Source organism: Oscillospiraceae bacterium MB08-C2-2 (assembly GCA_035621215.1).
GTDB lineage: Bacteria > Bacillota > Clostridia > Oscillospirales > Ruminococcaceae > WRAV01.
Window position 1 is genome coordinate 2,252,412 of record CP141729.1, and the last position, 25,146, is coordinate 2,277,557.

The 25,146-nt window shown below is 48.3% G+C and carries 27 protein-coding genes; 9 read left to right on the plus strand and 18 right to left on the minus strand.

What is annotated here, in order from left to right:
* Positions 1–206: 206 nt before the first annotated feature.
* The 15 genes from U6B65_10070 to flgB all read right to left on the minus strand — a co-directional run bounded on the left by U6B65_10070 (position 207) and on the right by flgB (position 12,738).
* Entirely contained in the window at positions 207–1,004 is a 798-nt protein-coding gene (locus U6B65_10070; protein ID WRS26686.1) for a flagellar motor protein MotB, read from the minus strand.
* A 47-nt stretch (positions 1,005–1,051) separates the two neighbouring features.
* Complete coding sequence (locus U6B65_10075) at positions 1,052–1,840, minus strand: MotA/TolQ/ExbB proton channel family protein (protein WRS26687.1); 789 nt, start codon at positions 1,838–1,840, stop codon at positions 1,052–1,054.
* 30 nt (positions 1,841–1,870) lie between these two features.
* Positions 1,871–2,050, minus strand: coding sequence for a flagellar FlbD family protein (locus U6B65_10080; GenBank protein ID WRS26688.1), 180 nt, complete (start codon positions 2,048–2,050; stop codon positions 1,871–1,873).
* A gap of 172 nt (positions 2,051–2,222) precedes the next feature.
* Positions 2,223–3,635, minus strand: a complete 1,413-nt coding sequence (locus tag U6B65_10085) for a flagellar hook-basal body complex protein (protein WRS26689.1) — start codon at positions 3,633–3,635, stop codon at positions 2,223–2,225.
* 93 nt (positions 3,636–3,728) lie between these two features.
* The gene (locus U6B65_10090; protein ID WRS26690.1) at positions 3,729–4,127 is read right to left on the minus strand and encodes a TIGR02530 family flagellar biosynthesis protein; all 399 of its coding nucleotides are present in this window, start codon (positions 4,125–4,127) and stop codon (positions 3,729–3,731) included.
* Between the two features lie 21 nt (positions 4,128–4,148).
* The gene (locus U6B65_10095) at positions 4,149–4,619 is read right to left on the minus strand and encodes a flagellar hook capping FlgD N-terminal domain-containing protein (protein WRS26691.1); all 471 of its coding nucleotides are present in this window, start codon (positions 4,617–4,619) and stop codon (positions 4,149–4,151) included.
* Between the two features lie 24 nt (positions 4,620–4,643).
* Entirely contained in the window at positions 4,644–6,032 is a 1,389-nt protein-coding gene (locus tag U6B65_10100) for a flagellar hook-length control protein FliK (protein WRS26692.1), read from the minus strand.
* Positions 6,033–6,124: 92 nt separating this feature from the next.
* On the minus strand, positions 6,125–6,571 hold the full coding sequence (gene fliJ, locus U6B65_10105) for a flagellar export protein FliJ (GenBank protein ID WRS26693.1): 447 nt from the start codon (positions 6,569–6,571) through the stop codon (positions 6,125–6,127).
* A 10-nt stretch (positions 6,572–6,581) separates the two neighbouring features.
* Positions 6,582–7,829: a flagellar protein export ATPase FliI gene (gene fliI / locus U6B65_10110; GenBank protein ID WRS28939.1), complete on the minus strand. Its 1,248-nt coding sequence runs from the start codon at positions 7,827–7,829 to the stop codon at positions 6,582–6,584.
* A gap of 81 nt (positions 7,830–7,910) precedes the next feature.
* A complete protein-coding gene (locus tag U6B65_10115) occupies positions 7,911–8,825 on the minus strand; it encodes a FliH/SctL family protein (protein WRS26694.1) in 915 nt (304 codons plus the stop codon).
* Entirely contained in the window at positions 8,818–9,816 is a 999-nt protein-coding gene (fliG, locus tag U6B65_10120; GenBank protein WRS26695.1) for a flagellar motor switch protein FliG, read from the minus strand. The genes U6B65_10115 and fliG overlap by 8 nt, the downstream gene beginning before the upstream one ends.
* Before the next feature lie 24 nt (positions 9,817–9,840).
* Complete coding sequence (fliF, locus tag U6B65_10125) at positions 9,841–11,433, minus strand: flagellar basal-body MS-ring/collar protein FliF (GenBank protein ID WRS26696.1); 1,593 nt, start codon at positions 11,431–11,433, stop codon at positions 9,841–9,843.
* Positions 11,434–11,537: 104 nt separating this feature from the next.
* Entirely contained in the window at positions 11,538–11,828 is a 291-nt protein-coding gene (fliE, locus tag U6B65_10130; GenBank protein ID WRS26697.1) for a flagellar hook-basal body complex protein FliE, read from the minus strand.
* Between the two features lie 59 nt (positions 11,829–11,887).
* Positions 11,888–12,346, minus strand: a complete 459-nt coding sequence (gene flgC, locus U6B65_10135) for a flagellar basal body rod protein FlgC (protein WRS26698.1) — start codon at positions 12,344–12,346, stop codon at positions 11,888–11,890.
* 2 nt (positions 12,347–12,348) lie between these two features.
* Positions 12,349–12,738, minus strand: coding sequence for a flagellar basal body rod protein FlgB (flgB, locus tag U6B65_10140; protein WRS26699.1), 390 nt, complete (start codon positions 12,736–12,738; stop codon positions 12,349–12,351).
* 787 nt (positions 12,739–13,525) lie between these two features.
* Between flgB and U6B65_10145 the strand changes: the two genes are divergently transcribed.
* From U6B65_10145 to cls, 9 genes are all read left to right on the plus strand, one after another.
* The gene (locus U6B65_10145) at positions 13,526–13,828 is read left to right on the plus strand and encodes a hypothetical protein (protein WRS26700.1); all 303 of its coding nucleotides are present in this window, start codon (positions 13,526–13,528) and stop codon (positions 13,826–13,828) included.
* Between the two features lie 43 nt (positions 13,829–13,871).
* The gene (locus U6B65_10150) at positions 13,872–14,348 is read left to right on the plus strand and encodes a flagellar protein FlgN (protein ID WRS26701.1); all 477 of its coding nucleotides are present in this window, start codon (positions 13,872–13,874) and stop codon (positions 14,346–14,348) included.
* Positions 14,349–14,372: 24 nt separating this feature from the next.
* Positions 14,373–15,944 (plus strand): flagellar hook-associated protein FlgK, encoded by a 1,572-nt coding sequence (gene flgK, locus U6B65_10155; protein ID WRS26702.1) that lies wholly within the window; start codon positions 14,373–14,375, stop codon positions 15,942–15,944.
* A gap of 32 nt (positions 15,945–15,976) precedes the next feature.
* Positions 15,977–16,954, plus strand: a complete 978-nt coding sequence (flgL, locus tag U6B65_10160; protein WRS26703.1) for a flagellar hook-associated protein FlgL — start codon at positions 15,977–15,979, stop codon at positions 16,952–16,954.
* A gap of 407 nt (positions 16,955–17,361) precedes the next feature.
* The gene (locus tag U6B65_10165; GenBank protein ID WRS26704.1) at positions 17,362–17,979 is read left to right on the plus strand and encodes a DUF6470 family protein; all 618 of its coding nucleotides are present in this window, start codon (positions 17,362–17,364) and stop codon (positions 17,977–17,979) included.
* Between the two features lie 117 nt (positions 17,980–18,096).
* A complete protein-coding gene (locus U6B65_10170; GenBank protein ID WRS26705.1) occupies positions 18,097–18,570 on the plus strand; it encodes a flagellar assembly protein FliW in 474 nt (157 codons plus the stop codon).
* 32 nt (positions 18,571–18,602) lie between these two features.
* Positions 18,603–18,842, plus strand: coding sequence for a carbon storage regulator (locus U6B65_10175; GenBank protein WRS26706.1), 240 nt, complete (start codon positions 18,603–18,605; stop codon positions 18,840–18,842).
* 109 nt (positions 18,843–18,951) lie between these two features.
* The gene (gene galE, locus U6B65_10180; protein ID WRS26707.1) at positions 18,952–19,959 is read left to right on the plus strand and encodes a UDP-glucose 4-epimerase GalE; all 1,008 of its coding nucleotides are present in this window, start codon (positions 18,952–18,954) and stop codon (positions 19,957–19,959) included.
* A 102-nt stretch (positions 19,960–20,061) separates the two neighbouring features.
* Positions 20,062–21,603, plus strand: coding sequence for a cardiolipin synthase (cls, locus tag U6B65_10185; GenBank protein ID WRS26708.1), 1,542 nt, complete (start codon positions 20,062–20,064; stop codon positions 21,601–21,603).
* A 329-nt stretch (positions 21,604–21,932) separates the two neighbouring features.
* Here the strand turns inward: cls and U6B65_10190 are convergent, their stop codons facing one another.
* From U6B65_10190 to U6B65_10200, 3 genes are all read right to left on the minus strand, one after another.
* Entirely contained in the window at positions 21,933–22,985 is a 1,053-nt protein-coding gene (locus U6B65_10190; protein ID WRS26709.1) for a hypothetical protein, read from the minus strand.
* A gap of 414 nt (positions 22,986–23,399) precedes the next feature.
* Positions 23,400–23,870, minus strand: a complete 471-nt coding sequence (gene tnpA / locus U6B65_10195) for an IS200/IS605 family transposase (protein WRS26710.1) — start codon at positions 23,868–23,870, stop codon at positions 23,400–23,402.
* A gap of 197 nt (positions 23,871–24,067) precedes the next feature.
* Positions 24,068–25,054, minus strand: a complete 987-nt coding sequence (locus tag U6B65_10200; GenBank protein WRS26711.1) for an NPXTG-anchored protein — start codon at positions 25,052–25,054, stop codon at positions 24,068–24,070.
* Between the last annotated feature and the right edge of the window lie 92 nt (positions 25,055–25,146).

Consider the following 25,146-nt stretch of genomic DNA (forward strand, 5'->3'; position numbering starts at 1 on the left):
TCGCCCCGTGTTTGTATGAGGGCTTCTATTTATGCAGCCTTAAAAACCGAGGCCGCTTTCAATACCCTGCCCTCTGTCGGCACAAACGCCGAAAGAACTCCTGTGCCTTTTTCCTGCCGAAAAGCGGCAGGCACCGCAAGGTAAAAATGGAAATTGCATTAAAGCGGATTATGACCTCATTATTGTATAGCGGTGGATTCTGAATGTCAATCATTAAGCAGCTTTTCATAGATCAGGTCAGCCTCTTTGGAAAGCGAGTTTTCATCGCTGATTAATATCTCAACACGGCGGTTCCTGGCCATGTTTTCTTCGGTATCGTTATCGGCGATTGGGCGGTATTTTCCGTGAGAAACTGCGATCAGCTTTTCTCCGTCTATGCCAATTACATCTTCGAAATAGATGAGAACCGCATTCGCCCGATTGCTGGAAAGCCTGCGGTCCGAAACCGGATAGTTGGGGTTATCCAGAATCGCCGCAGTAAAGCCATCGATACGAATAACAGCGGCTTTATCCTGCACAGCCTTGATTCCATAACCAATAAAGTTGAGCATTTCCAAATCGCTTGCTTTTAGCGTATCGCTGTTTGGCTGAAACAAGAGGCCATCCATAAAGCGAATAAACACATACCCATCACCTTGGCTAATCTGAACCTGATCGCCCATAGGGTGCTCATCCAGATATTCCTTAAGGTGCTCATAAACCTCCGGCAGGGTGGTTACATCAACCTCCGGTTCGGCTTGCGCCTGCTCAACGCCTCTGCCTTCAGAAGCTGAGTTGGGAGTAGTGGTTCCTCCCGAAGTGCCGGTATCAATGGCAATCCGATCCATCCAGTTGCTGCCGTGTGCACGGAAAGCCTCTGCCAATTGATTGAACTTCTGCTCATTCACATTGGACATAGCAAACATCAGAATAAAAAAGGTAAGAAGCAAGGTTACCATATCGGCATAGGTGTTCAGCCAATCGCCGCTTCCGCCACTTGTATCTGGGGCTTTTCTTCGGGCCATCTCAAACAGCCTCCTAATCTATTATAGCAATAAGGCTAATTTTCTGCTCAGGACTCCTTGGGCTTCATCTTGGCCTGCTGTGCCTGAGAAAGATAGGTCATCAGCTTTTCCCGAATATTTCTCGGGTTATCGCCGGCCTGCATTGCCAAAACGCCTTCCATTACAATCTCTTTGCAGATCATTTCCTTCTCGTGAGCCTGCCGGAGCTGGTTGCCGATGGGAATAAACAAAACATTGGCCATAAAGGAACCGTAGAAGGTTGTGACAAGGGCAACTGCCATGTTTTTGGCCAGCTTTTGCGCACCGCCCTCTTCGGCAAGATCCATTCCCGCCAGCATGTTAATCAGGCCGATCAGTGTACCGATCATACCAAAACCCGGTGCCAAGGCGGCTCCTTTATCAAAAATCGCCCACACCTGTGCGTGGCGCATTTCGATGTTGCTCAGCTCGCTATCCAACTGCTGGCGCACCTTATCCGGCTCAATGGCATCCACAATCAGCATCACGCTGCTTTTCAAAAAGCTGTCGGTAAAGCCGGATACCTGATCTTCCAAGGCAAGAAGCCCCTTTTTCCGGGCATCCTCCGAAAGCTCGCCGATGGTGTTGATATAGTATTCGGGATCGAACTTCTGGCGCCCCAGTACAATCTTGGTAACCTTAAACATTTTGAGGTATACCTTCATGGGGAACGACGCCATCATCGCCAGCAGTGTTCCAAAAACGGTAATCCATATGCTGGACAAATCGATAAAGTTGCCTATATCTCCGCTGGAAACAATACCATATACGATTACAGCGGCAGCACCTAAAAAGCCTAATATAAATGACAGATCCACCTGCTCGCCTCTCCTTTAGCGTAGAAATTTTTAGAGAATGCCCTTCTTATATTTAAGCACGCTCTCCACGATCTCATCCGGAGACTCTGCCACAATATAGAGCTTTCCATTCCGAAGAGTGATCACCGTATCCGGTGTTGCCTCCACTGTTTCGATCAGTTCGCAGTTGAGATAGAATTCCTTTTTATTGAGTTTTGTCAGCTTGATCATAGCCTTTTCGCCCTCCAAAATATACTTCCGGCAGCCGACAGGCCGGGCAGGGCCGCTCGCCTGCCGGAATACACAATTTTTTCTCTTTTACTCAAAGGGTATACCGCATCGTACCGCGCTGTTGCCAAGGGCCGTTACGCCCAAGAAGGCTCACGGACTAAACACCAGAGAATCAGCGCTTCAGGTTAACAAGCTCCTGCAGCATTTCATCCGAAACGGTAATAATACGGGTGTTGGCCTGAAAACCACGCTGGGTGGTGATCATATCGGTAAACTCCTGCGAGATATCCACATTGGACATTTCCAAATAGTTGGAGGCAAGAGCACCTGTTCCCTTGGAACCGGGGCGGCTGTATTCCGCTTCACCAGAGTTGGCGCTGGCAGCAAAGTAGCTGTCGCCGGTTTGTTCCAGAGCCATGGCGTTGGGGAATTTGGCCAGTGCCAAGGTGCCGAAGGTGATGGTCTCCGTATCCGAAGTGATGGTGGCCATCTCACCGAAATAAGGCTTGGTCACCGTTCCGAGGGTGAACTTGATATCCCCGGCGGTGATCACGGAACCGGCGGTAAAGGCAGAAGGCCCGGCGGGGAAAGTTTGGAGGTTGCCGCCCTTATCGGTGACCTTAACCTGATAGAGATTTTCGATGTCGGCGGCTGCAAAAGTAGTCGAGCTGGCCGCAGTGGGGATTGTGGCACCTGTGGAAATCACCATCCCAACTTTTCCGGAGCTATCCTTCAAATCAAAGGTGCCGTTGGCCGTAACGTTGGCGGTATAGCTCGTGCCATCCACCGTCATTTTCAGCTCACCGGGAGTCCCGTTGGTATAGGAAAAAGCAAAATCATTGTTTGCAAAAGCCATATCGCCGAACTGCACATCGGTAATCCAGTTAAAAGCACCCTGCATCTGAGCCAGTTTGGGCAGTGCGCCAACCTTCATCTGCATTTTGCCGGAATAGTTGGAGCCTTCGGCAATGGTCAGGTTGGTCAGATCGTAGTATTCACTCAAGCCTGCGCTGGCCTTAATGGTGGTAGCGCCGGGCTTGGTTCCCACAATATCACCGTTGTTGTTTACACCAAGACCGGTGAGCTCGTTGAGAATATCGGTGGGGATGCTCAGGGAACGCAGAGCACTTTCATCCAAAGTGCCGTCGGCGTTAAACTTCTGCTCCACATTGATGCCCTGCACAAAGTTACCGTTGGAATCGATGATGTTGCCGTTGGCATCAAAGCCCAGAATGCCCAAGCGGGTATACAGGTTGTTGCCGGAGGCATCCTTAACGGTCAGGTAGCCATCGCCGGAGATATACACATCCATGGCCCGGCCGGTGGAGGCGGAGCCGGCTTGAGAAATCAAAACGTCGGTGGTGGCAACAGCCGAGCCATAACCGATCTGGGTGGGGTTGGTACCACCGGTGGTGGTTCCCGGCTTGGAACCGGAGGAAAGGCTTTGGTAATAAACATCCGCAAAGGTTACCCGGCTTCTTTTAAAGCCGTAAGTGTTGACGTTGGCAATGTTGTTACCGATAACGTCCATCTTGGTCTGGTGGCTCTTAAGCCCCGCAACAGCGGAGGAAAGTGATCTCATCATAGGGCAGCTTACTTCCTTTCGAATAATGAACAGGCACCGGGATAAGGCTTTATCGGTCAGTCAAAAGCCCGCAGCTTCCTTGAAAAGGTCCGGCTACAAAATAACGGCGCCATCGATGTTGGTGAATACATTTTCTTGCCGGTCGTTTTGCCCCACAACGGTGACAACCACCCGGCTGGGAACGTTGATGATAAAGGCGGTGCTATCCATCAGCACAAGGGTATCGGTAAGGCCCTTTTTCTCGGCGGTTTCCACCGCGCCCTCCAAACGGAGCATATCCGCCTGTGAAAGTGAAATATCTCTTTGCTCCACCCTAGCTTTGGCGTGCTTGGAAAGAGTAAGGCCTTCCTGCTTTTCCAGTTGCTGCCGCAGCAGCTCTTCAAAGGATGTGCCGGTGGTTTTGGAGGCTGCCGGTGTGCTGACCGGCCGGGTTACAGGCTGTATCCTCCCAGTGGTTACCGCATAAGGTAAACCTTGAATGAACTGGCTCATTGCTATACCACTTTCTCAGGTTTAATCGGATGATTTATCTTGATCGGGATCGGTTGTCTTCGCTCCGAGGGCCTTGATCTCCATTACCTTGTAAAGGTCATAGGATTTGCCGCCCACAATCAAGCGGGGGCTTCCATCGTAAAAAGTGACACTTTCCACAACACCGGCAATGGTTTTCAGATCGCCGTTTTTCTCAGTATCGGCAATGGTGACCGATTTGCCCACATAAGAGGCCGCATAAGACGAAAGCTGCTGCTGCTGGATGGACTGAATGCCCTGCAAGGCGGTGAACTGAGCCATCTGGGCAATGAATTCGGTATCGTTGACCGGGTTCATCATATCCTGATTGGTCATCTGGGCCACCAACAGCTTGAAAAAATCATCCATATCCAGCTTGCTGGAATCTTTGCCCTCGACCTTATCGGTGGTTAGCTTGGTTTTATTGGAGGTATTGGTCATCATATAATCGTTGATATTAAAGGCAGTGCTCATTAAGAAGTTTCTCCTTTCCGGTTTTTAAACCATATAGTTGAGCAGCGTGCTTTGCTGGGGCAAGCTTTCAGTGCCGCTATCGCTTTGCTCGGAGATAACAGAACCGCTGAAAGAGTGTCTCGTGCCCGATTGCTGTTCCTGCTGGCTGCCGGCCCGGCTGTTCATATCAAACTGACCCTCCATATGGCCATCCTTGCCTTGGGTGAGTGTGACAGTGGTGGTGGCCTCCACATCCCGGTAAACTGAGCCAAGAGCGGCGGTTAATGCCTCGGAATTCTTTTGCAGTGCAGAATAGGCTTTCAGGCTGCCAGCCGTAATTTCCACAGCCAGCTTGCCGTTTTCCAGCACCATTTTAACACCCACTGTGCCAAGCTCCCGGGGATTGAGCTGCATCTGAAACTCCATACGGTCTTGGCTGAGTTCGGTGAGAATTCGCTCCCGAACCTGTATTTCCGGATCAGACGTTGCTGGTGCCTCCGGTGCCGTCCGAACCTGTTCAGTCACAATTGTTTCTGTATTTAGTTCGCTATCAGCCTCTATTGTGACCAACCCTTCCTGAATTTCCTGCTTTTTCAGGGGGATATCCAAAACCTTGTCTTCAGGCGCCACAGAGGTTTCCAGCTTGTTCTCCGTTACCGGATGCAAAGGTGCAGTTTCTGTCTTGGGGGCAGTGGGTTCCAGCTCTTTAACCGCCTGACTAAGCTTCTGGTCAAAGCGAAGCTGCTTCTCCTCTTGCTGGGCCGGTTTTATCTGCAAGCTTTCCAGCGGAACGGTAGCGGTCTGCTCCCGCCGTGTTTCAGGGGACTGGGCCTGAGGCTGCGCCAAAACCTGAATCAAAGGGGCATGCTCAGTATGGCTCTGGGCCTGTGTTTGCTGGTCGGTGGAATCCTTGGCCGCCTGTGTGACAGGGGCAGTCTGCATGGGCTGAACCGACTGGGTCTGGAGAGGTGCGGCGGATTCCGTAACCGTCTGAATCGTAGCGGCAGTCAAGGATTGCTGAACCACTCCCACTGCCTGGGTTTCACCGGTATCCACCGCTGTGGCAGGCACTGTGGGCACATCCGGCTGAATCACAACAGGAACCAGAACCATTCCAGCGGCTAAAGCGGCCTGTGCACCGGCTTCGGCTGCCGTTTCGGGCTGCAAAGGCTGGTCGGAATCGGCAGATGCATCGGTCTGCACAGCCTTATCGGTCTTTTTCCCACTTTGCTGCCTGGAGCTTTCACTCTTTTGGCTGGGAGAAGCCGTTTTCTCCGGCTGCTTTGAGGCTGTACCGGCAGAAGAAGCACCCAACGATGTAAGCCCAGCCGCAGTCAGCATTTTCTGAAAATCCACAACAGCCTGTTGAGCGGTGGTTTTATCGGATTTTAGCTGTGCTTTGGGTTCCGGGGCAGATGTTCTGATTTCAATCATTTTTCTCCTCCTTTCTTTTATAATAGGTCCTATATACAGACAGTCCCCTTCATGGGGCGGGGCTATCGGTATGCAGAGCAGAGTTTTCGCCGCTAGTTGGCGGCCATTGCCTTGGAGGTGCTCACATATTCCTCGATGAAGGTTTCCTCCGCTTTGGTGGCTTGGTAGTTGTACTCCTCCAAGCGCTTTTCACGAAGCTTTTCCATACTGGAAATTTCTATTTTCAGGCCACGAACCTTTTCGGTCTGCTTATCAATGGCCTGGGTCTGCATTTCAATCTGCCGGATTTTTTGCTCAATGGCTGTCTCAATGAGTCGGATAAAGCTTTTGTGAACTGCAATTTCGCTGGGGAGCATCCCCACCGAAACCTTCTGGTTGAATTCTTCGGAGCGGGCAGCTAAATCAGCCCGGAGAGCTTCCAGCTCCTGCCGATATTGAAACAGCAGAGCGTTCATTTCGGCCAATATGGCCCGCTCCGCATCCATAAGCTGTTCCTTAAAGCGCAGCAGACGCTGGAGTGAAAAAGAAAATCGCTTCATTGCCTGCCTCCTAGCTGACAGCGGCTTTTAAAAGCTCCACTGTCTGGTCGTAATCAAATTTTTCGGTGGTTTTCTGGGTGAGAAAACCGTTGATGGCCTTTATCTTTAAAATGGCGTTATCCAATTCGGGGTTAGCCCCCTTTTTGTAAGCGCCGATGGAAATCAAATCGTAGTTGGCTTCATAGACCGCCATGATGTTTCGCAAAAGGTTGGCGGCGCTGGTTTGTTCTTCCGAAGCAATGTCGTTCATCAAACGGCTGACACTGCCCAGAATATCAATGGCCGGGTAGTGGTTGCGGGCGGCAATTTTACGGGAAAGGATAATGTGCCCGTCGATGATGCCGCGGACTGTATCCGAAATGGGCTCGTTGGTGTCGTCACCCTCTACCAGAACCGTATAGATGCCGGTGATGGAGCCGGTTTCAAAGTTGCCGGTTCGCTCCAAAAGCTTGGGCATAACGGTGTACATGGAGGGGGTATAGCCCCGAGCCACAGGGGGTTCGCCAGAGGCCAGCCCGATTTCACGCTGGGCCATGGCAAAACGGGTGAGAGAATCCATCATCAGCAGAACATCCTTGCCCTGATCCCGGAAGTATTCGGCAATGGAGGTGGCGGTCATGGCACATTTCAGGCGGAGCATGGCCGGCTGGTCTGAGGTAGCCACCACCAGCACCGAACGCTTCATGCCCTCTTCGCCCAAATCCCGCTCGATGAATTCCTTCACCTCTCTGCCACGCTCCCCCACCAGCCCGATCACATTGACATCGGCGTGAACATTGCGGGCAATCATCCCCATCAAGGTACTTTTGCCAACACCGGAACCGGCAAAGATTCCCATTCTCTGGCCTTTCCCGATGGTGAGCAGGCCATCAATGGGCTTAACCCCAAAGGTCATTTTTGTATCGATGCGGGGGCGGTTCAGGGGATTGGAATAGGCGGTTTCCACCTCCCGGTGGGTGCTGATATCCAGCGGGCCCAGCTCATCAATGGGCTGGCCAAGGGCGTTGATGGTGCGCCCTATCAGCTTTTCGGAAACCGGCACCCGAAGCTTTTCCTTGGTGCCCTCCACGATACTGCCGGGGCCAATGCCGGTCAGCTCTTCATAGGGCATGAGCAGCACCCGGTTATCCCGGAAGCCGGTAACCTCTGCATAGACACAGCCACCCTCCCGGTTGCGGATGCGGCAAACCTCCCCTACGCTTGTGTTGGGGCCGATGGATTCCACCATCAGTCCCACTATTTTATCGATCTTACCCATATATTGATAGGAATCGCATTTGTCGATGGTATTTCGAATCGCTGCAAAATTCAACAAATCCCACTCCTTTTACCGGTTATTCTAAGCTTTAACAGCGTCCTTTAAAATTTCGAGCTGCACCTGCGGGGTAACCTCGGTATAACCCTTGGGGGTTTCCACCAGCACAAGGTTTTCCTCATGGGGGATCACCTCCACTTTGATGTTATTGCCCAGCTCTGTGAGCATCCGGGTCAGTTCACCGTTTGAAACCGCTTCAACAGGGGCCATATCCTTAGAAAAGGTAATCTTGATCCATTCCTCACGGTTGTTCTTTTCCAAGACATCCTCCAGAAGGCCAACAATAGCCTTTCGGTCGGTTTGCAGCTGGGTTTTAATCACCTTGGAGGCCACAGCGAAAACGGTATCCACCATATCGTTTCTGTATTTTTCCTGCATCTCCTGCTCATAGCGCACCAAACGCCCCAAGATAGTCTGGATGCTCTCAAGCTGGGGAACAGCGTGGGAATCAAAATCCGCCTCCGCTTCCCTGTAGCCTTCGGAAAAACCTGCCATATAGCCCTCACTCTGGGCACTTTCAAAAAGGCTCTTCTTCCGGATCTCGGCATCCTTTATGATCTCTTCTGCCTGTGCCCTGGCTTTCCGCAGCAGCGCCTCGCCTTGCTGCTCAACAGACTCCCGTTCCCGGCCAAGAGCTTCTTCCATTTCGGCACGCTCCCGGCGGAGCTCCTCCCGCATAAAGCGGATTTCCTCCATAGGAGAAAGATTGGATTTTTCCAGCAGCTCTCCGTGAGATCTTCTTTTGGAAGCGCCTTCACCGGAAAGTCTAAACACATCCCTTTCGGGATCATAGCTGAGCACCGGCGGCAGCTTTCCCGCCGCCTCAAAATCCAGCACAGCCGCTCCGTTTTTCAGAACGCCGCCAGCTTGATAAGCCTCCCACCGTTTTTCCGACCGGTCAATGGCCCGGGGAAAGGGGGCTTTGAGAATATTAGACAAAGGTATCGTCCTTTCCTTTAGAGATGACAATTTCACCGTCATCTTCGAGCTTTCGGATCACGCCCACGATTCTCTGCTGAGCTTCTTCCACATCCTTCATGCGGACATTATGCAGATATTCCATATCGGAGTGGACGGTCTCGCCCATACGCTGAGACATATTCTCGAAAATAAGGGCACTGACCTCCTCGTTGGCTCCCTTGAGGGCAACCACAAGGTCTTTGCTATCCACCTCACGGAGGAAGCGCTGGATGGCCATGTTATCCAGATTGACAATATCCTCGAAGATGAACATTTTCTTGCGGATATCATCGGCCAGTTTAGCATCTCTTTTATAAAGTTCGTCGAAGATGAATTTCTCAGAGCTTCGGTCAATATTGTTCATGACATCGGCGATATAATCCACACCGCCCACCTCCATAAAGTCGGTGGAAACCATGGTGGCAAATTTGCTTTCCAGCACCTTTTCCACCTGCGCGATGATTTCGGGGGAGGTGCGGTCCATCTTAGCGACACGCTCCACCACCTCAATGCGCACTTCCTTATCCAGCTCCGCAATAATGGTGGAGGCCTGATCGGCTCTGGCGTAAGAAAGGATCAAAGCAATGGTCTGGGGGTTTTCGTTTTGGATGGTGGTCATCAGATTTTTATAATCAGCCTTACGAATAAACTCGAAGGCCTTGGTTTTAAGTGATTTTGTGACCCGATCCAGCAAAGAATTCGCTGTCTGGACACCGAAGGCTTTTTCCAGAACATTGCGGGCATAGGTAACGCCGCCTTCTGTGATAACCTTCTGGGTCAGAGCCAGGGAGTAAAAATCATTGAGGATGGCTTCCACATCGTCGGAGCCGATCTTCTGAATTTTTGCAATCTCGAAAGTCAGTTTTTCGATTTCATCTTCATTTAAATGCTTATAAACACTGGCAGCCGTCTCGGAACCCAGCGAAATAACAATAGTAGCCGCTTTTTGGGCCTCAGTCAGCGATGACATAACAATCCCTCCTTCAAAAAGCTGTTACTTGGAGTTGGCAAGCCATGTGCGAATCAGCTGCGCAACAATTTCGGGGTCTGTATCCGCCAGATCTTTGATCTGTGCTTTCAGCTTCTGCTCGGCAGTTTCCTGCATGACAATCGGATCAAATTCAACCTCCGGGTCCACCAGATCAATGAGCGGCGTTCCCTCATCATCATAATATTCCAGCTCATCGCCTTGGTTCGCTGCCGCCAATAGCTTCTTTCTGCGGCGGGCCATGGTTACAAAGAATATGATCAGCAGGCTGCATAAAATAACGAAGATAATGGCGCCCAGCAAAATTCGGCGAGCCACCACATTGTCGGGCAAAATGGGAACGAGACCGGTGGGTTCTTCCACTTTAAAGCGAACCGGCTGAACCGAAACCTTTTCCCGGCTGATACCGGCGGCCGTGGCCACCAGATCAATAATTTGATCCCGCTGGCCATCCGCCAGCAAAGAAGAATCCACCATCACCGCAACGGTCATATCGGTGATGTCATAGCCTTCTTTGACCACCTGATCCCGAACACTGCTGACCAGATAATCCATCACATCGTGAGTGGCACTGTAGCCATCTGCATTCAAATCGCCGGTTTCGGCTGCATATTGGGGAACATCGGTGTTATCTTCAACGCCGGGAACCCCTGCTGCCAGTTGGCCGCCGCCGGTAGTCTCTCGGCTGCGTTCCACATAGTCCAGAGGATTGTTGCCCGGGTTGGCGGGGTCAGCGGGAATGTAGGTGTTGCTTTCGGTGACCTTGCTGTCCAAATCCAGGATACTGTTGACAGCCACTGTCATTTTGCCTTCGCCAAAAGCCGGCTGAATAAAAGAAAGAATCCGGTTGCGGATGGTGTTGTTAACCTGCTCGGTCAGCACCAGCTTTTGAGAAAAGCCATCCACAAAGTTTCTATCCAGGTTGGTAAGCATATCCCCGTCTTCGTCCACAAGGGAAATGTTTTCTTCAAGGAGCCCGGGCACCGCATTCTTAACAATGTTGAGAATGCCGTAAACCTGCTCGCTGCGCAAGATCCTGCCCCTTTTCTTTTGAATCTTCACCGAAGCGGTGGCGGGGGTGCGGTCTTCCTGCAAAACAAAGCTGCTGCTTTGCGGAAGGCTGATGGTCACCACAGCCTTCTGCACCTCGTCAAAGGTTTCAATGGTGGCGGCGAGCCTGTCCTGAAGGTCAAAGAGTTTATACTGATCCTTTTCCAGCTGAGTAGCAGTCAAGCCCATGCCCCGCTGAAAGGTGGAATAATCAAAGCCATCGGCCTTCGGAATGCCGGCAGTGGCCAGATGCATGCGAACACGGAGCTCATCCTCCGCCGGTATGCTCACAGCGCTGCCATCACCGTTGAGCGAAGCAGTAACCTGCAACTCCTGCAAGGCCGCCACAACCTGAGCCATCTCGGCATTGCCCAGATTATCAAACAGCACTACATTTTTACTGGATCTTACATTCAGCACAACCGCAAGCACAATGGAAATCAACACAATCCCGGCCGCAGAGGAAAGAATTAAAATCCTGGTCTTTTTTGTTTGGCTGTTCCAGAAACTTCGTGTCTTATCAATCAAACCCACAGCTCTATCTTTCATACCGTACCTCAAAGCAATTATTTCCGAACCCAAGTAAGACAAAAATCTCTTCTGTCAAATCCCCGGCCTTCCAAAAAGGCTGCACACATTTAACAGAGAGACTTTTAGAGATTTATTCGCATGATTTCGGAATAGGCATCCAACACCTTGTTTCGCATCTGCACCAACATGGTAACGGCAATATCCGCTTTCTGCATATTGGCCATGGCCGCCCCCAGATCATCGGTAAGCCCCAGTGCCATATCCACGGTATCCTGATCCTTGATTGCCTGTGTCTCCTCCACATTGGTCAGTGCCGATTCAAAAAGCTCTCTGAAAGGTACAGCTCCCTGCACACCGTTTTGCACCTTGCCTGTAGCGGCTGGGGTAAACGTATTAATTGGAATAATATTCACGATGCAGTTACCTCTATTCTATTCAACTCTGCGGCAGAGACCACAGCCTCCCGCACAGGCTATTTGCCGATTTCAAGCGCCTTGAGCGCGATGGCCTTCATTGCGTTAAAAGCGGTTATATTGGCTTCATAGGAGCGGCTGGCCGCCATAGCATCCACCATCTCCTTGGTGTTATCCACATTCGGCATCATCACATAGCCCTCTTCGTTGGCATCTGGATGATTGGGGTCATATACCGGAATCATCTCGGATTGATCTTCAATGATCTCCCGAACCATAACACCCCCGTGGCTGGCGCTGCTTTTTTCGCGATAGCGCAGGCTCTCGCTTTTCAGGCGGGAAGCAAAGCGGCTTTGGCTGGGAATCTCCTGAAAGACAGTCAGCTTGCGGCGGTAAGGGCCGCCTTCGGCCGTGCGGGTGGTTTCGCGGTTTACAATGTTTTCAGAAATAACATCCATCCGCTTTTTCTGGGCGGTAATGCCTGAAGCGGCTATATCGAGTGAGCCGAGAAACGCCATGCTTATCTACCTCCGGTTATGGCATATTTTAGGCTGGAATAATGTGCGCTGATTTTTTGCTGCAGCGCCTGATACTGAATCTGGATGCGGGCAAGCTCCACATGCTCGCTGTCAATATCCACATTGCTGCCATCCGCCCGAATGGAGGTGGTGTTATCTTCATAAACATAGGGCTGGGCTTCCTGCACCTTTTGCAGCAGCTGGGAGCGGGGCGCAGCAGCACTGCGAGCGGCTGTCAGCTCTTTTTGCAGGATATTTTCAAACTCCATGCGCTTGGCTTTATAGCCCGGGGTATCCTCATTGGCTATATTGTGCATAACCAGCTGCATCTTTTGCCATTGAGCTGAGAGCGATTTTTCCGCCAAGGTGGCCGGAATCGAGCTGTTTATCATAACAAAGACCTCCCGCCTTGCATCCAATGACACCAGCCAAAGCTGCCGCCAAAACGAAAACGTGTGTTGTGCAAATTGCCCTGCGCTATAGTAGCATTAGAAAGTTGCACAAAAAAACAGCACAAATTTTATACTATATTCCGCCAAAAAACTTCTATCTATAAAAAAACATTTTTTAAGTGCTCTGATATTTTACTGAAAAAAATATGTTTCAACATGAGAGTTTTTATGTAACAAAGCAAAAAAGCACCGCTTAATCCCTATTTTTTGTATAAAATAAAAAGGGTTCGCCGCCAAAGGTTCAAAACTTTTGCAAGCCGTTCTAAAAATAGATTTACTGGACAATTTTTGTCTCGTTTTTTCGCATAAATCCAGCGTAGTTATCTTGTAAACATTATAGTCTAGGCGGTATAGCTTGTCAATACGGGGTTTGTCGAAAAAGGTAATATTTTGGCAATAATTGTTAAATATTGTCGCTTTTTCACCTTTGCTGTAACTTTCAGCTTTATACCAATTGCGTATGATTTAACTGTATAGAGCATTTTTTCAATTGTGAAAATTACATTTTGCACAGAAAGAAGTCTCTCCCCCTCGCTGCAAGATTAGATCGACTCTGTGCGCTCTTCATGAAAGACTTTTTTGGTATGGTTTTCCTTTTTTTCAAATTTCTACATGATATTCTCCTGAAAAAAATGCGTGAAAAAATTAAAGTAAGCGCTGATCCTGCCGAATATATAGATGCGAGGAAAAGTAGATACAACCGCCTAGAAAACGAGGTGAATTCCCTATGAAAATAGATTCCTTTATTAATGCTTACTCCAGAATTTCCCAATCGGGCAAAGAAGCTGCCAAAACCCACCCAGAAAAGCAAATTGCTTCTTCCCGCAGCAAGACCGATGTTGCCGAATTTTCTTCCAGCCAAAACGTTTTTTCCGATAAAAGCCTGGTAGGAGCGAAATCCCGCATTCATCATGACATTTCTCTAGGTGCCTCCCCCGAGCGTCTGGAGGCTTTACGCAACGATATACGTGCCGGTACTTACCGGGTTTCCACCGAGCAGATTGTCAGCTCGATTTTGGGTGGGGAATAGCGTTGCCTTTTCACTTATCAACTATTAAGGAAGTGACGCCCCATTGAAAAGCTATGAGAATTTTTATGCCTATCTTCAGGAGCTTTGCGGCAGCTATGGCGATCTGGCTGGGCTGATTCGGCAAAAAATGGAGGCAGTCAGCCTCCTGGATGTTGCCCGCTTAGAGAATATCATGAAAGAGGAGCAGGCTTTTGTCTTGTTATCCAAGGGCTTTGATCAGGCGGTATCGGCATTTAAAACCGATTTGGGGCTTTCCGGAAACACGCTGCGGGAGCTGCTCCCCCAAATGCCCCAGCAGGAGCGCCCCCGCTTTGAGGCTGTGCATCAGGAGCTTTCGCTGATTTTAGCCGATGTGAAAAACCTCAACGAAAAATGCCAGGAGCTTTTGGGCGATCATCTGCATGTTGTGGAAAAACAGCTCAGAGAGCTGAGCGGCTCCCCCACCTCCACCTATGGGAAAGGCGGCAGCAAGGGTCAATCCGCCGCCGGGCAGCCACGCATGCTTACCAAGTCTGTTTAGGGACAGGGAAAGGACTGTGTTATTATGATCCGATCAACTTTTTCCGGGTTTGAAACAGCCCGTTCGGCCATTACCGCCAGCCAATTGGGGCTGGATACGGTGGGCCATAATATTGCCAATGTCAACACCTCCGGCTATACCCGCCAGCGGGTGGATCAGGTTTCGGTGAACCTGAACGGTTACCAAACCAAATTTCGCACAAACGGGAAAATGGCAGGGCTTGGCACACAGGTCACCGGCGTGAATCAGGTGCGGGATAAGTTTTTGGATACCCGCTACCGGAACGAGGCCTCCAATTACGGTGAGCTCACCACCAGAAGCAACAGCTTGACTGACCTCCAAAATATCTTTGATGAATCCATGACCACCGGCCTCCATGCTCAAATGGAAAATTTCATCAAGCAGGTGCAGTCTTATCACAGCGATGCCTCCAACAAGGAGCTGGCCGTGGTGGTGCGCACTGCCGCCGAACAGTTTTTGCAGGTTCTCAACAAAAATGCTTCCGAACTGAATACAGCCATGGAGCAGCAGATTTTTGATACGCAAACCGCTGTTGCTGAAAATGTGAATGTCATTTTGGACAGCATTGCCGCTCTCAACGATCAAATTCGGCAGGCCAACATTTATGGTGATCCTGCCAACGAAATGAACGACCAGCGCAACATGCTGCTGGATGAACTTTCACAGTATGTGAATATCCGGGTTGTGCGCACACCGGAAAAAATCAGCGAAGGCAATTACGTTGAGCGCCTGAGCATTGATATGGTAGATGAAAGCTCTGGTACCGCCATTAATCTGGTGGATAACAAAACTTTCAACCAGTTTAAGGTAACCAGCGCCACCACCCCTGCCACCAGCCCTCTCTCTGTTTCTCTCACCGATGAGCATGGCCTGATGGCGATTGCCGGCGGCAGCGATATTACCGAAATGTTTTCCGGCGGTGCCATTAAGGGCTATCTGGATATGATCAACGGCAAGGGGGATTACGCCGCCACCGGCGAAAATACCTTCCGGGGTATTCCTTATTACCAAAACACGCTGGATACATTGGCCAGCACCTTCGCCAAAGTGCTCAACGAGGTTAATGCCGATACCTCCTCCGGTTCAACCGTTGCCAAGGATTTGTTTGTTTCCGGCTCAGCAGCCCCTGTAACGGCGCTGAATATCCGAGTTTCAAGCGACTGGAAAAATGATGCCACTTTCTTGACTACAACCCAGAATCCTAATGTTACTACCGACACTAAGCCAGATGCAAAAAACGATAACCTGCTCACCCTGCTCAATTCTTTAAAAGGAGATCAGAGCTTCTCCTACGGAGGCACTAACCACTCTTTCTCCTTTCAGGGATTTATTATCAACACCACCAGCACCCTTTCACAGGATCTTAAACTGACTGACAGTATGCTGGATACCTCCGGCACGGTTATGACCACCATCACAGATCTGCGTGATGCCAACTCCGCCGTGCAAACCGATGAAGAGGCCATTAATATGATGACCTTCCAAAACTACTACAACGCCGCTGTTCGTTTTATGACCACGCTGGATGAAGCGCTGGGGCAAATTATTCAGGGTATGGGTGTTGTGGGCCGCTGAGTGGCACCATTGTAAAGCAAGGAGAAAACCACATGAGAATTTCCAACTCAATGATCAAGCGCAACTATCTGAATACCCTCTCAGTCAATCAGCGCCGGCTCAATGATGCCAACAATAAAGTAACTACCTCTCGGCGGTTCACCAAGATGTCAGAAGATACGGCCACCGCTGTTCGGGCTATGCAGGTTCGTCGTTCACTGGAGCGGGTGGAATCCCAAATTGACACCACCAAAACCATTAAGAACAAAATGACCGCCGCCGAGGATACCTTGAGCCAGATCAATACCCTCACCCAAAATGCGGCTGCAAAGTTCACCTATGCCATCAATGGCTCCAACGATACAGGGGATCGCGATATTCTGGCCGCAGAGCTGGAAAAGCTGCAGAGTGAAATCCTTCAGCTGGCCAACGGTCAATTTTCTGACCGTTATATGTTCGGCGGAACCAACGATACCGAAGTTCCCTTTACAGTGGTAAACGGCAAGCTGGCTTATCAGGGAATTGAGGTCAATCAGCTGGACCCCAGCAATCCTGACCACAAGGCAATTCTGGAGGATGCCGCTTACGCCGATCTGGGTATGGGGATGAACTTTGATGCTCCCGGTCAGGTCAACTCATCCAGTGTGTTTGAGTTCACCCTGCGGGGCGTGGATTTTATGGGCAAAGATGGCAACAACATCTACGATAACCTCACCGCTATGATTGATGTTCTCAGAGCCCCCAGCTTTGATTCCGATAAAGCCGGTGAGGCTTTGGATGACTTTAAGGGCAGTGCCGCCAATCTGAGCTTACAGGTGACCAAGCTGGGTGCCGATACTCAGTTTTTAGATTTCACCACTGAAAGATTGACCAACGCTCAGACTAATCTGATTGAAAAGCAGGAGTATCTGGAATTTGTTAATCCAGCCGAAGCCATCATGGATTTTAAAATGGCAGAGTATGTTTACAACGCCGCTTTACAGATGGGCAGCCGGGTTCTTCAGCCTTCCCTTTTCAACTTTTTAGGATAGCCCCTTCTCTTCAGAAAATGTGACAGAACTCGAGCCTAATTTTAGGTAAATATTTTTCATCCGATCTCCAATTCTTCTTTTCTTTTTTCAGCTATTTGTGTATAATAGAGGGAGAAAATGCTCAGAGTTCCCGCCTAGGGATTTGACTTTTCACAAATTGTTCTTTTTGTAGCTGCAGGGATTGTTTTATTACAGTCATTCAACTTAAAAAGCATCTAAGCCTTTTAAGTTGTTGCAAAAAATGCAATGTGTGGCTCTTCACACAAATGACACATACAGCAAGATTAAACGCACTTTGTGCGTTCCTGACAACGTCAGGGTTTAAAAATCTCTTTGAGATTTTTAAAATTAATCGGCTATTATAAGGCGGCAAGCTCTGCACCAAATGATTTTATGGTGGTGATTGTATGAAGCCTTTGCTCAAAATTTCAACAGTTCCTATTGAAATCCAAATGCAGACCAAGCGTGCTTCTCTGCAATATAACACAGAGCTGCCCTCTGCCACGGTTACCCGCCAGCGGGGAGGCTTGGAAATGCAGTCTTCACCGGCGCAGATTCGCATGGATTCTTACGAAATGCGGGCCAGCATTGGCCTGAAATCGGTGCGCCGCAGCATCTCTGAATCAGCATCAGCCGGGCGTACAGCCGCTATGGAGGCCTCTCGCCGTTACGCCGAAGAGGGCAACCAGATGCTGGATAGCTACGGAAAAGGCCAGCCTCTTGCAGACATTGCTATGTCTCGAGTGATGAATACAGCCGAAACTATTATGTCTTTTTCGCCTTCGGCTTCCACCCAGTTTGAATATGTCCCTCATTCATTGGAGATGCAGTATACCCCGGATGTGCTCAATTATGATTGGCATATCCAGCAGCGGCCACAGATGGAATATGTTCCAGGCAAGGTAGAGGTTACGGTTACCCAATACCCTTCGGTGAATATCGAATTCATCGGCGAGCCGGTTTATGCGCCTCCCAGCGCAAACCCGAATTACCAGCACCATTCGGCTCTGGATATCCGCGGATAAAATGAATAAATTCGTATAATTACGCGAAATCGTGCCACTCTAGTTGTGTGGCACGATTTGATGCTATTTTGATGAGCCAACGCACAGGAACATTAAAAACATCAATGGAGGAACCATATGATTGTCAACAGCGCAGTATTTGGCGAAATGGATGTAGACGTCCATGCAGTTTATAACATTCCCGGAGGGCTTCTGGGCTTTGAAGACCAAGAAAAATACGCTCTGATCACCAAGCAGGATGAGGACGTTACTTTAAAATGGTTTCAGGCTGTTGAGGATGTTGTGCCTTGCTTTGTTGTATTTGATCCTTTTGATATTATCGAGGGCTATGACCCCATAGTGGAACCCAGTGATTTAAAACACTTGGGATGCAAAACCTTTGAAGAGCTGACCTTTCTGGTGATTGCTGTTGTTCCGGAGGATATGACTCAAACCACTGTAAACCTGAAAAGTCCTATCATTCTGAATAAAAGCAATCAGCTCGCCCGTCAGGTGATTTTAGCCAACCGGGATTACCCTGTCCGTTTCTCTCTTTTCCCGCAGCCCGCCTTTGAAGAACCGGCTGTCGCCGCAGAAAGTCCAGCAGAATAATTCTTAAAATTGGCTACAATGGGGGGACCTCTGTGCTTGTTATCAGCAGAAGGATTGGAGAATCTTTTATTATTGGCGATAATATTGAGGTAACCATTTTGGATATCTCGGGTGGCAAAGCTGTTTTGGGCATCAACGCCCCGAAAGATGTTAAGATCGACCGGGGTGAAATCTCCGGTTTGCTGGTCACCAACCGTCAGGCCGGCGCAAGCAGCGGCAATATTAATATGAAAGGCTTCTCCAAGCTTATTAAAAATCGGTATGGCCGCTGAACCCCAGACCCCTTACCTGGTGTCTGGGGTTTTTCCCTATCAAGCCTGATTTTTATACAGAACAATAGGAATTCTATGATTGGTTTTACTAAAAGGAAGGAGTTTTAATATGGCTATATTGGTAACGGGAGGTGCCGGCTTTATTGGAAGCCACACCTGCGTGGAATTATTGGAACAGGGCTATGAGCTGGTGGTTTTAGATAACTTCTCTAACTCCAAACCGGAGGCTATCGCACGCATTCAAAGAATTGCCGGCAAGGAGCTTCGACTTTATACCGGTGATATGCTTGACGAGGCCATTCTCAACAGAATTTTTAAAGAGAACAAGATCGAAGGGGTCATTCATTTTGCAGGCCTTAAGGCAGTAGGCGAATCGGTTCGGCAGCCGCTGCGCTATTATTACACCAATATAACCGGCACCCTGAACCTGTGTCGGGTGATGGAACAGTTCGGCTGCAAGCGGCTTGTTTTTTCTTCCTCCGCAACTGTATATGGCCTGAACCAGAATGTCCCCTTCCGTGAGGATTATCCCCTTTCCACCACCAACCCCTATGGTGCAACCAAGCTGATGATAGAGGATATGCTGCGTGATATCTGTGCCGCTGACCCGGAGTGGAGCGTGGCTCTCCTGCGGTATTTCAATCCCATCGGTGCCCATGCCAGCGGCCTTTTGGGAGAAGACCCCAACGGAATCCCCAATAACCTGTTGCCGTATATTTGCCAGGTAGCTGTGGGCAAGCTAACAAAGCTTCATGTTTTCGGTGATGACTACGATACACCGGATGGCACAGGTGTGCGGGATTACATTCATGTGGTAGATTTGGCTTTGGGCCATTTGAAGGCCATCGATTATGTCATGGATCACAGCGGTGCCACTGCCATTAATCTGGGCTCCGGACACGGGTACAGCGTGTTGGATGTCATCAAGGCTTTTGAAGAAGCCAGCGGCCTCACCATTCCTTATGTAGTTGATCCCCGCCGAGCCGGAGACATTGCCGTTTGCTACGCAGACTGCACCAAAGCGCTTAAGGAATTGGGCTGGAAATCCTCTCTGGATTTAGCTCAGATGTGCCGGGATTCCTGGAGCTTTGTTCAAAAAAATCCTGACGGTATGTAACTATAAGGCGCAAATAATGGCAGCATAGGCCGATTGCTTTAGACCTATGCTGTGCTTTTACGCTATACGGCTAAAAAAGATTGTGGGAAGGGATGTGAATCCATGAATGCCTTGAAGAGAATCGTAACCTTTCTTTTCAGCCGTCTGTTTGTTGTTGCTTTAATGCTTTTGGTTCAGATGGCTCTACTGATCGCAGTATTGACACATTACAGCCAAAATGCAATTTATCTCTATCTGGGCCTTAACGCTTTAAGCTTCTTTGCTGTTATGGGTGTTGTATCCAACCATGAGAATCCCGCCTATAAAATGACCTGGATTATTGCCATTATGCTGTTCCCTTTGACTGGCGGCGTATTTTATCTGCTGCTGGGCAATAAGCGGATTCCCCATAAGATGCGAAATAAGATCAAGAATACTTCCTTTGTAACCCGAGAATTTCATGGTGAAAACCGTCTGTGCGAAACACAGCTGGAGCCAAAAAACAGTCAGCTTGCCATTCAGAGCCGCTACATTTACAACGTTTCCGGCTTCACGGCTATGGGCAACACTGCCAATCACTACTACGCTCTAGGGGACGATGCTTTCCCGCATATATTGGAGCAGCTAAAAAAAGCGGAGAAGTTTATTTTTCTGGAATACTTTATCATCCGTCCCGGCCGAATGTGGAACACTATTTTAGGCATTTTGCAGAAAAAGGCCGCTGATGGTGTTGAAGTCCGGGTCATGTACGACGACATCGGCTGTATCAATACCCTTCCTCCGGAATATGATCAGCTCTTGGAAAAATCGGGCATCAAGGTACGGGTTTTTAATCCCTTTCGGCCACGTCTTACGCCCTTGGCCAACTATAGAGATCACCGCAAAATTCTGGTGGTTGACGGTAATGTGGCATTCAGTGGCGGCTACAACCTAGCCGATGAGTATATCAACGAATTCGAGCGGTTTGGCCATTGGAAGGATACCGGCTTTATGCTTCAAGGAGACGGTGTTTGGAGCTTCACCTTTATGTTTCTACAGCAATGGGTAAGCTGTGGAAAGACAACAGAGCTGATTGATTACGATGCATACAGGCCCACTTTAACAGTAGCAGAGCAGGATGGATTGGTTCAGGCTTTCGATGATTCCCCGCTGGATCGCTTTAATGTTTGTGAAACCATCTACCGCAATATGCTCAGCCGGGCCCAACGATATATCTATATTGCAACACCTTACCTAATATTAGACAGCGATATGGAAAACACCCTTTGCAACGCTGCACAAATGGGCTTGGATGTGCGAATTTTAACGCCCAGCATCCCGGATAAATGGTATGTACACTTGCTGAGCCGCTCTTACTACAATCACTTAATTCAGGCCGGAATTACTATCTATGAATACTCGCCCGGCTTTATGCATGGAAAAATGATTGTGGCCGACGATGAAATCGCCACTGTAGGAACGTGTAATATGGATTTTCGCAGCTTTTATCTCCACTACGAATGCGGTGCTGTGTTTTATCTTTCCTCTATGGTGGGTAAAGTAAAAGCCGACATGGAAGCCACTTTTGCTGTATCCCATAAAGTGACGCTGGAAGAAGCCCGAAAAATCTCCTTGCCTATGCGTGTTGTAAGGGCATTTATTAAACTCTTTGCTCCTTTAATGTAAATATTCGCCTCTTCTGTTTGGCAAAGCATAAATCAGGCCTCCGGCTAAGCCGGAGGCCTGATTATCTCTAAACGAGCATTATACTGGTAAACATCTAAAAATACATTGAATGCCCTTGTATGTGCATTCCTGCTCCGCTGCCGTTGAGACGGCAAAACTCCACGGCTGTCTTTGTGTGTTCCCTGTTGGCTTTAAAGGTAACAAGCGGGGTAAAGCTAACATTCATCCCACTAATAGGGCTGGCGAATGTCTGTAAATACAAAAAGCGTATCCGATTGGAGAGAAATCGGATACGCTTAATTCTTTTGTTAATTAATACGAAGGATTAATTATTTTTTGAAGGCAACAGCGCCCATAGCAGCCAGAGCCACTACACCAGCAACAACAGCGACATTGGCAAGGCCATTAACGCCAGTGTTGGGGTTGTTGTTGGGGTTAGGATTGACAACAGAAGCTTCGGGAGCGGAAGAGGAAGCTACGGAAGACTCAACAGCTTCTTCAGACTCTTCTACTTCTTCAACAGCGGTAGCAACATCCAGCTTCTTCTCAGACAGATAGATTTTGCTGGAGAAGGGGAGCAGATCAGCAGTGGTGCCGATGGCTTCACCCTTATCGTTATAGGCATAGAACTTGTCGCCGCTCAGGTCAAATTTAACCATTTTGCCGCCAGTGCTGAAACCAGACTGATTCAGGTTATAAACCATCAAGTCAGAATATTTATTCAGCATTTTTTCGTCAGAAGCAGAAACTTCCATGTTGACGGTAAAGTAATATTTTTTACCATCCATCATCTTAGTTACGAGGGAAACACCGTTACCGCCGTATACTTCAACCTTAGAGTTGTAACCATCGGCTTCGGCGACAATATTGGAGGAAAGATCAACATAGTCGCGATCACTCTCAACAAGCTCAACTTCATTTTCCAACTTGCCTACCAACTCAGCATAAGTAGACTGTCTTTTACCATCCTGAGCCAGATAGACTTTAATAGAAAAATCAATGGCCTTTGTGCTAATATGCTCTTTAATAAAGCGAACGCGCACATAGGTAACCTTATTACTATCAGTGTAAAAGTCAATATCACGAATTGCATTGGAACCAGAAGAAATGGTTCTCTGGACCTTAATTTTAGAAGATTTCAAATTGGCTTCATTGATCGGATACGCTTTGTCACTCTTATCTTTTTGAGGAACAACAGCTCCATCTAAGCTAAGAAGGATACTTCCATCTGCACGAACCTCCAAATCATCCAGAGATCCATTGCTTTTTTCAGTCATAGCTACATCTTTATCAACTAACAGTTTTTCATTTGCTGCAAAAGAAGTAACCATCATGCCAACAGATAAAACAGCTGCCAGCGCAAGCGCTAATGCTTTTTTCATTAAAACTTCCTCCTTCATTTTATTTAACTATAATTCGGGAAATTACTCTCCAGTTATTCCCCATTTATTGTTTACATAATACCACAAGTCAAAACAAAAATCAATACTCTTCTGCAAATTTTCGTCATAACTTTGTAACTTTTTTCTATGGTAAAGCAAGATACCCAAAGCAATCTTCTGGAAAGGCTACCATAATACTTATATAAAGACATTGCCTCAATTGCTGTCTCTTCGCCTTTTTACCCGTTAATAGACCCACTCTAATTTCTCTTTTCCATATAGTCAAAACCTCCGGCTAAGCCGGAGGCTTGAATAAGCCCTAGAAGGGCACAATACAGACAGTACCCCTAAAGGGGTCCCGAAAGATCTGCCATCCGCATTGCTTTCTCGGGCAACCCCTAAAGGGGTACGTTTTTATGCCTTGGTGTTCTTGCTACCCGTAAACGGGTCAGTGTACTCCTTGAGACTCATCTGATCGGATAGCTCATCTTCCTCCAATTGCTTTTTGATATACTCCTGTATCTGCTTTTTATTCCGCCCTACTGTATCCACATAATACCCTCTTGCCCAGAAATGCCTATTTCCATATTTGTACTTCAAATTTGCATGACGGTCGAATATCATTAAGCTGCTCTTCCCTTTTAGATACCCCATTATCTGCGATACACTAAACTTTGGTGGTATACTGATTAGCATATGGATGTGATCTGGGCATGCGTTCGCTTCTATAATTTCTACCCCTTTTTGATCACACAATTTCCTTAGGATAAACCCTATGTCTGCTTTAATTTCCCGATATATTACTTGTCTCCTGTATTTTGGTGCAAATACTACGTGGTATTGACATCTCCACTTGGTATGTTCTAAACTGTTTATGTCTTTCATTTAAAGACCTCCTCGATTTTTTAGTTAGGTTGGCAGACCTTAACTTTTAATATATCGGGGAGCTTTTTTCTTGTCCATACCTATAAGGTCTTTCTCCACCGGCAAAGCCGGTGGTTCTTAAGCAAAAGAATCGTACCCGATTGGAGAGTAATCGGGTACGATTAAATTCAATTATTAATTATCCTTTAAAGGATTAATTATTTCTTGAAAGCAACTGCGCCAGCAGCGGCCAGAGCCACTACACCAGCCACAACAGCGATGTTGGCAAAGCCGTTAACACCAGTATTGGGGTTGTTGTTGTTGTTGGCAACAGAGGACTCAGCAGGAGCTTCGGAAGCATCAACATCAGACTCTTCAACTTCAGAAATGCCGCTCATGTCAAGCTTCTTGTCGGACAGGTAAATCTTCTTGGAGAAAGCAAGCAGATCAGCAGTGGTGCCGATAGCTTCGCCCTTCTCGTTGTAAGCATAGTACTTGTCGCCATCAAGGTCAAACTTAACCATTTTGGCACCAGTGGTGAAACCAACCTGGTTCAGGTTGTAAACGATAACATCAGGATATTTGTTGAGGATTTTCTCATCAGCAGAAGAAACATCCATGTTAACGGTGAAGTAGTATTTTTTGCCATCCATCATCTTAGTGATGAGGGATACGTTGTTGCCGCCGTATACTTCGATCTTGGAGTTGTAACCATCAGCTTCGGCAACCAGATTGTCAGAAAGATCCACATAATCGCGATCGCTCTCAACAGTCTCAACTTCATTCTTCATTTCGCCGGACAGCTCAAAGTAGTCAGAGCTTCTCTTGCCATCCTTGGCCAGATAGATCTTCATGGAGAAGGAAGTAGCCTTAGTGCTAACATATTCTTCCAGGAAGCGAACACGGACATAGGTGATCTTGTCCTTAGTGTTGAATTCGATATCACGAATTACATTAGAACCGGAAGAAATGGTTCTCTGGATGGTGATCTTAGCTTTTCTCAGGTTGGATTCGTTAACAACAACACCGTTAGTGGTAAGAGCGTTGACAACAGGCAAAGAAATCTCGCCCTCAGCGCGAACCAAAACATCCTGATAATCGGAACCGATGGTGGACTTTACGCCGGAAGAGCCCAATTGAGATACATCGTTAATGTCCAACTTAGCTTCAGCAGCAAAAGAAGTAACCATCATGCCAATAGACATAACAGCTACCAGCACGAGTGCTAATACTTTTTTCATTAGAATTTCCTCCTTAAAATTTAAAACGTCAATTAGGGGGGACATACTCTCCAGCT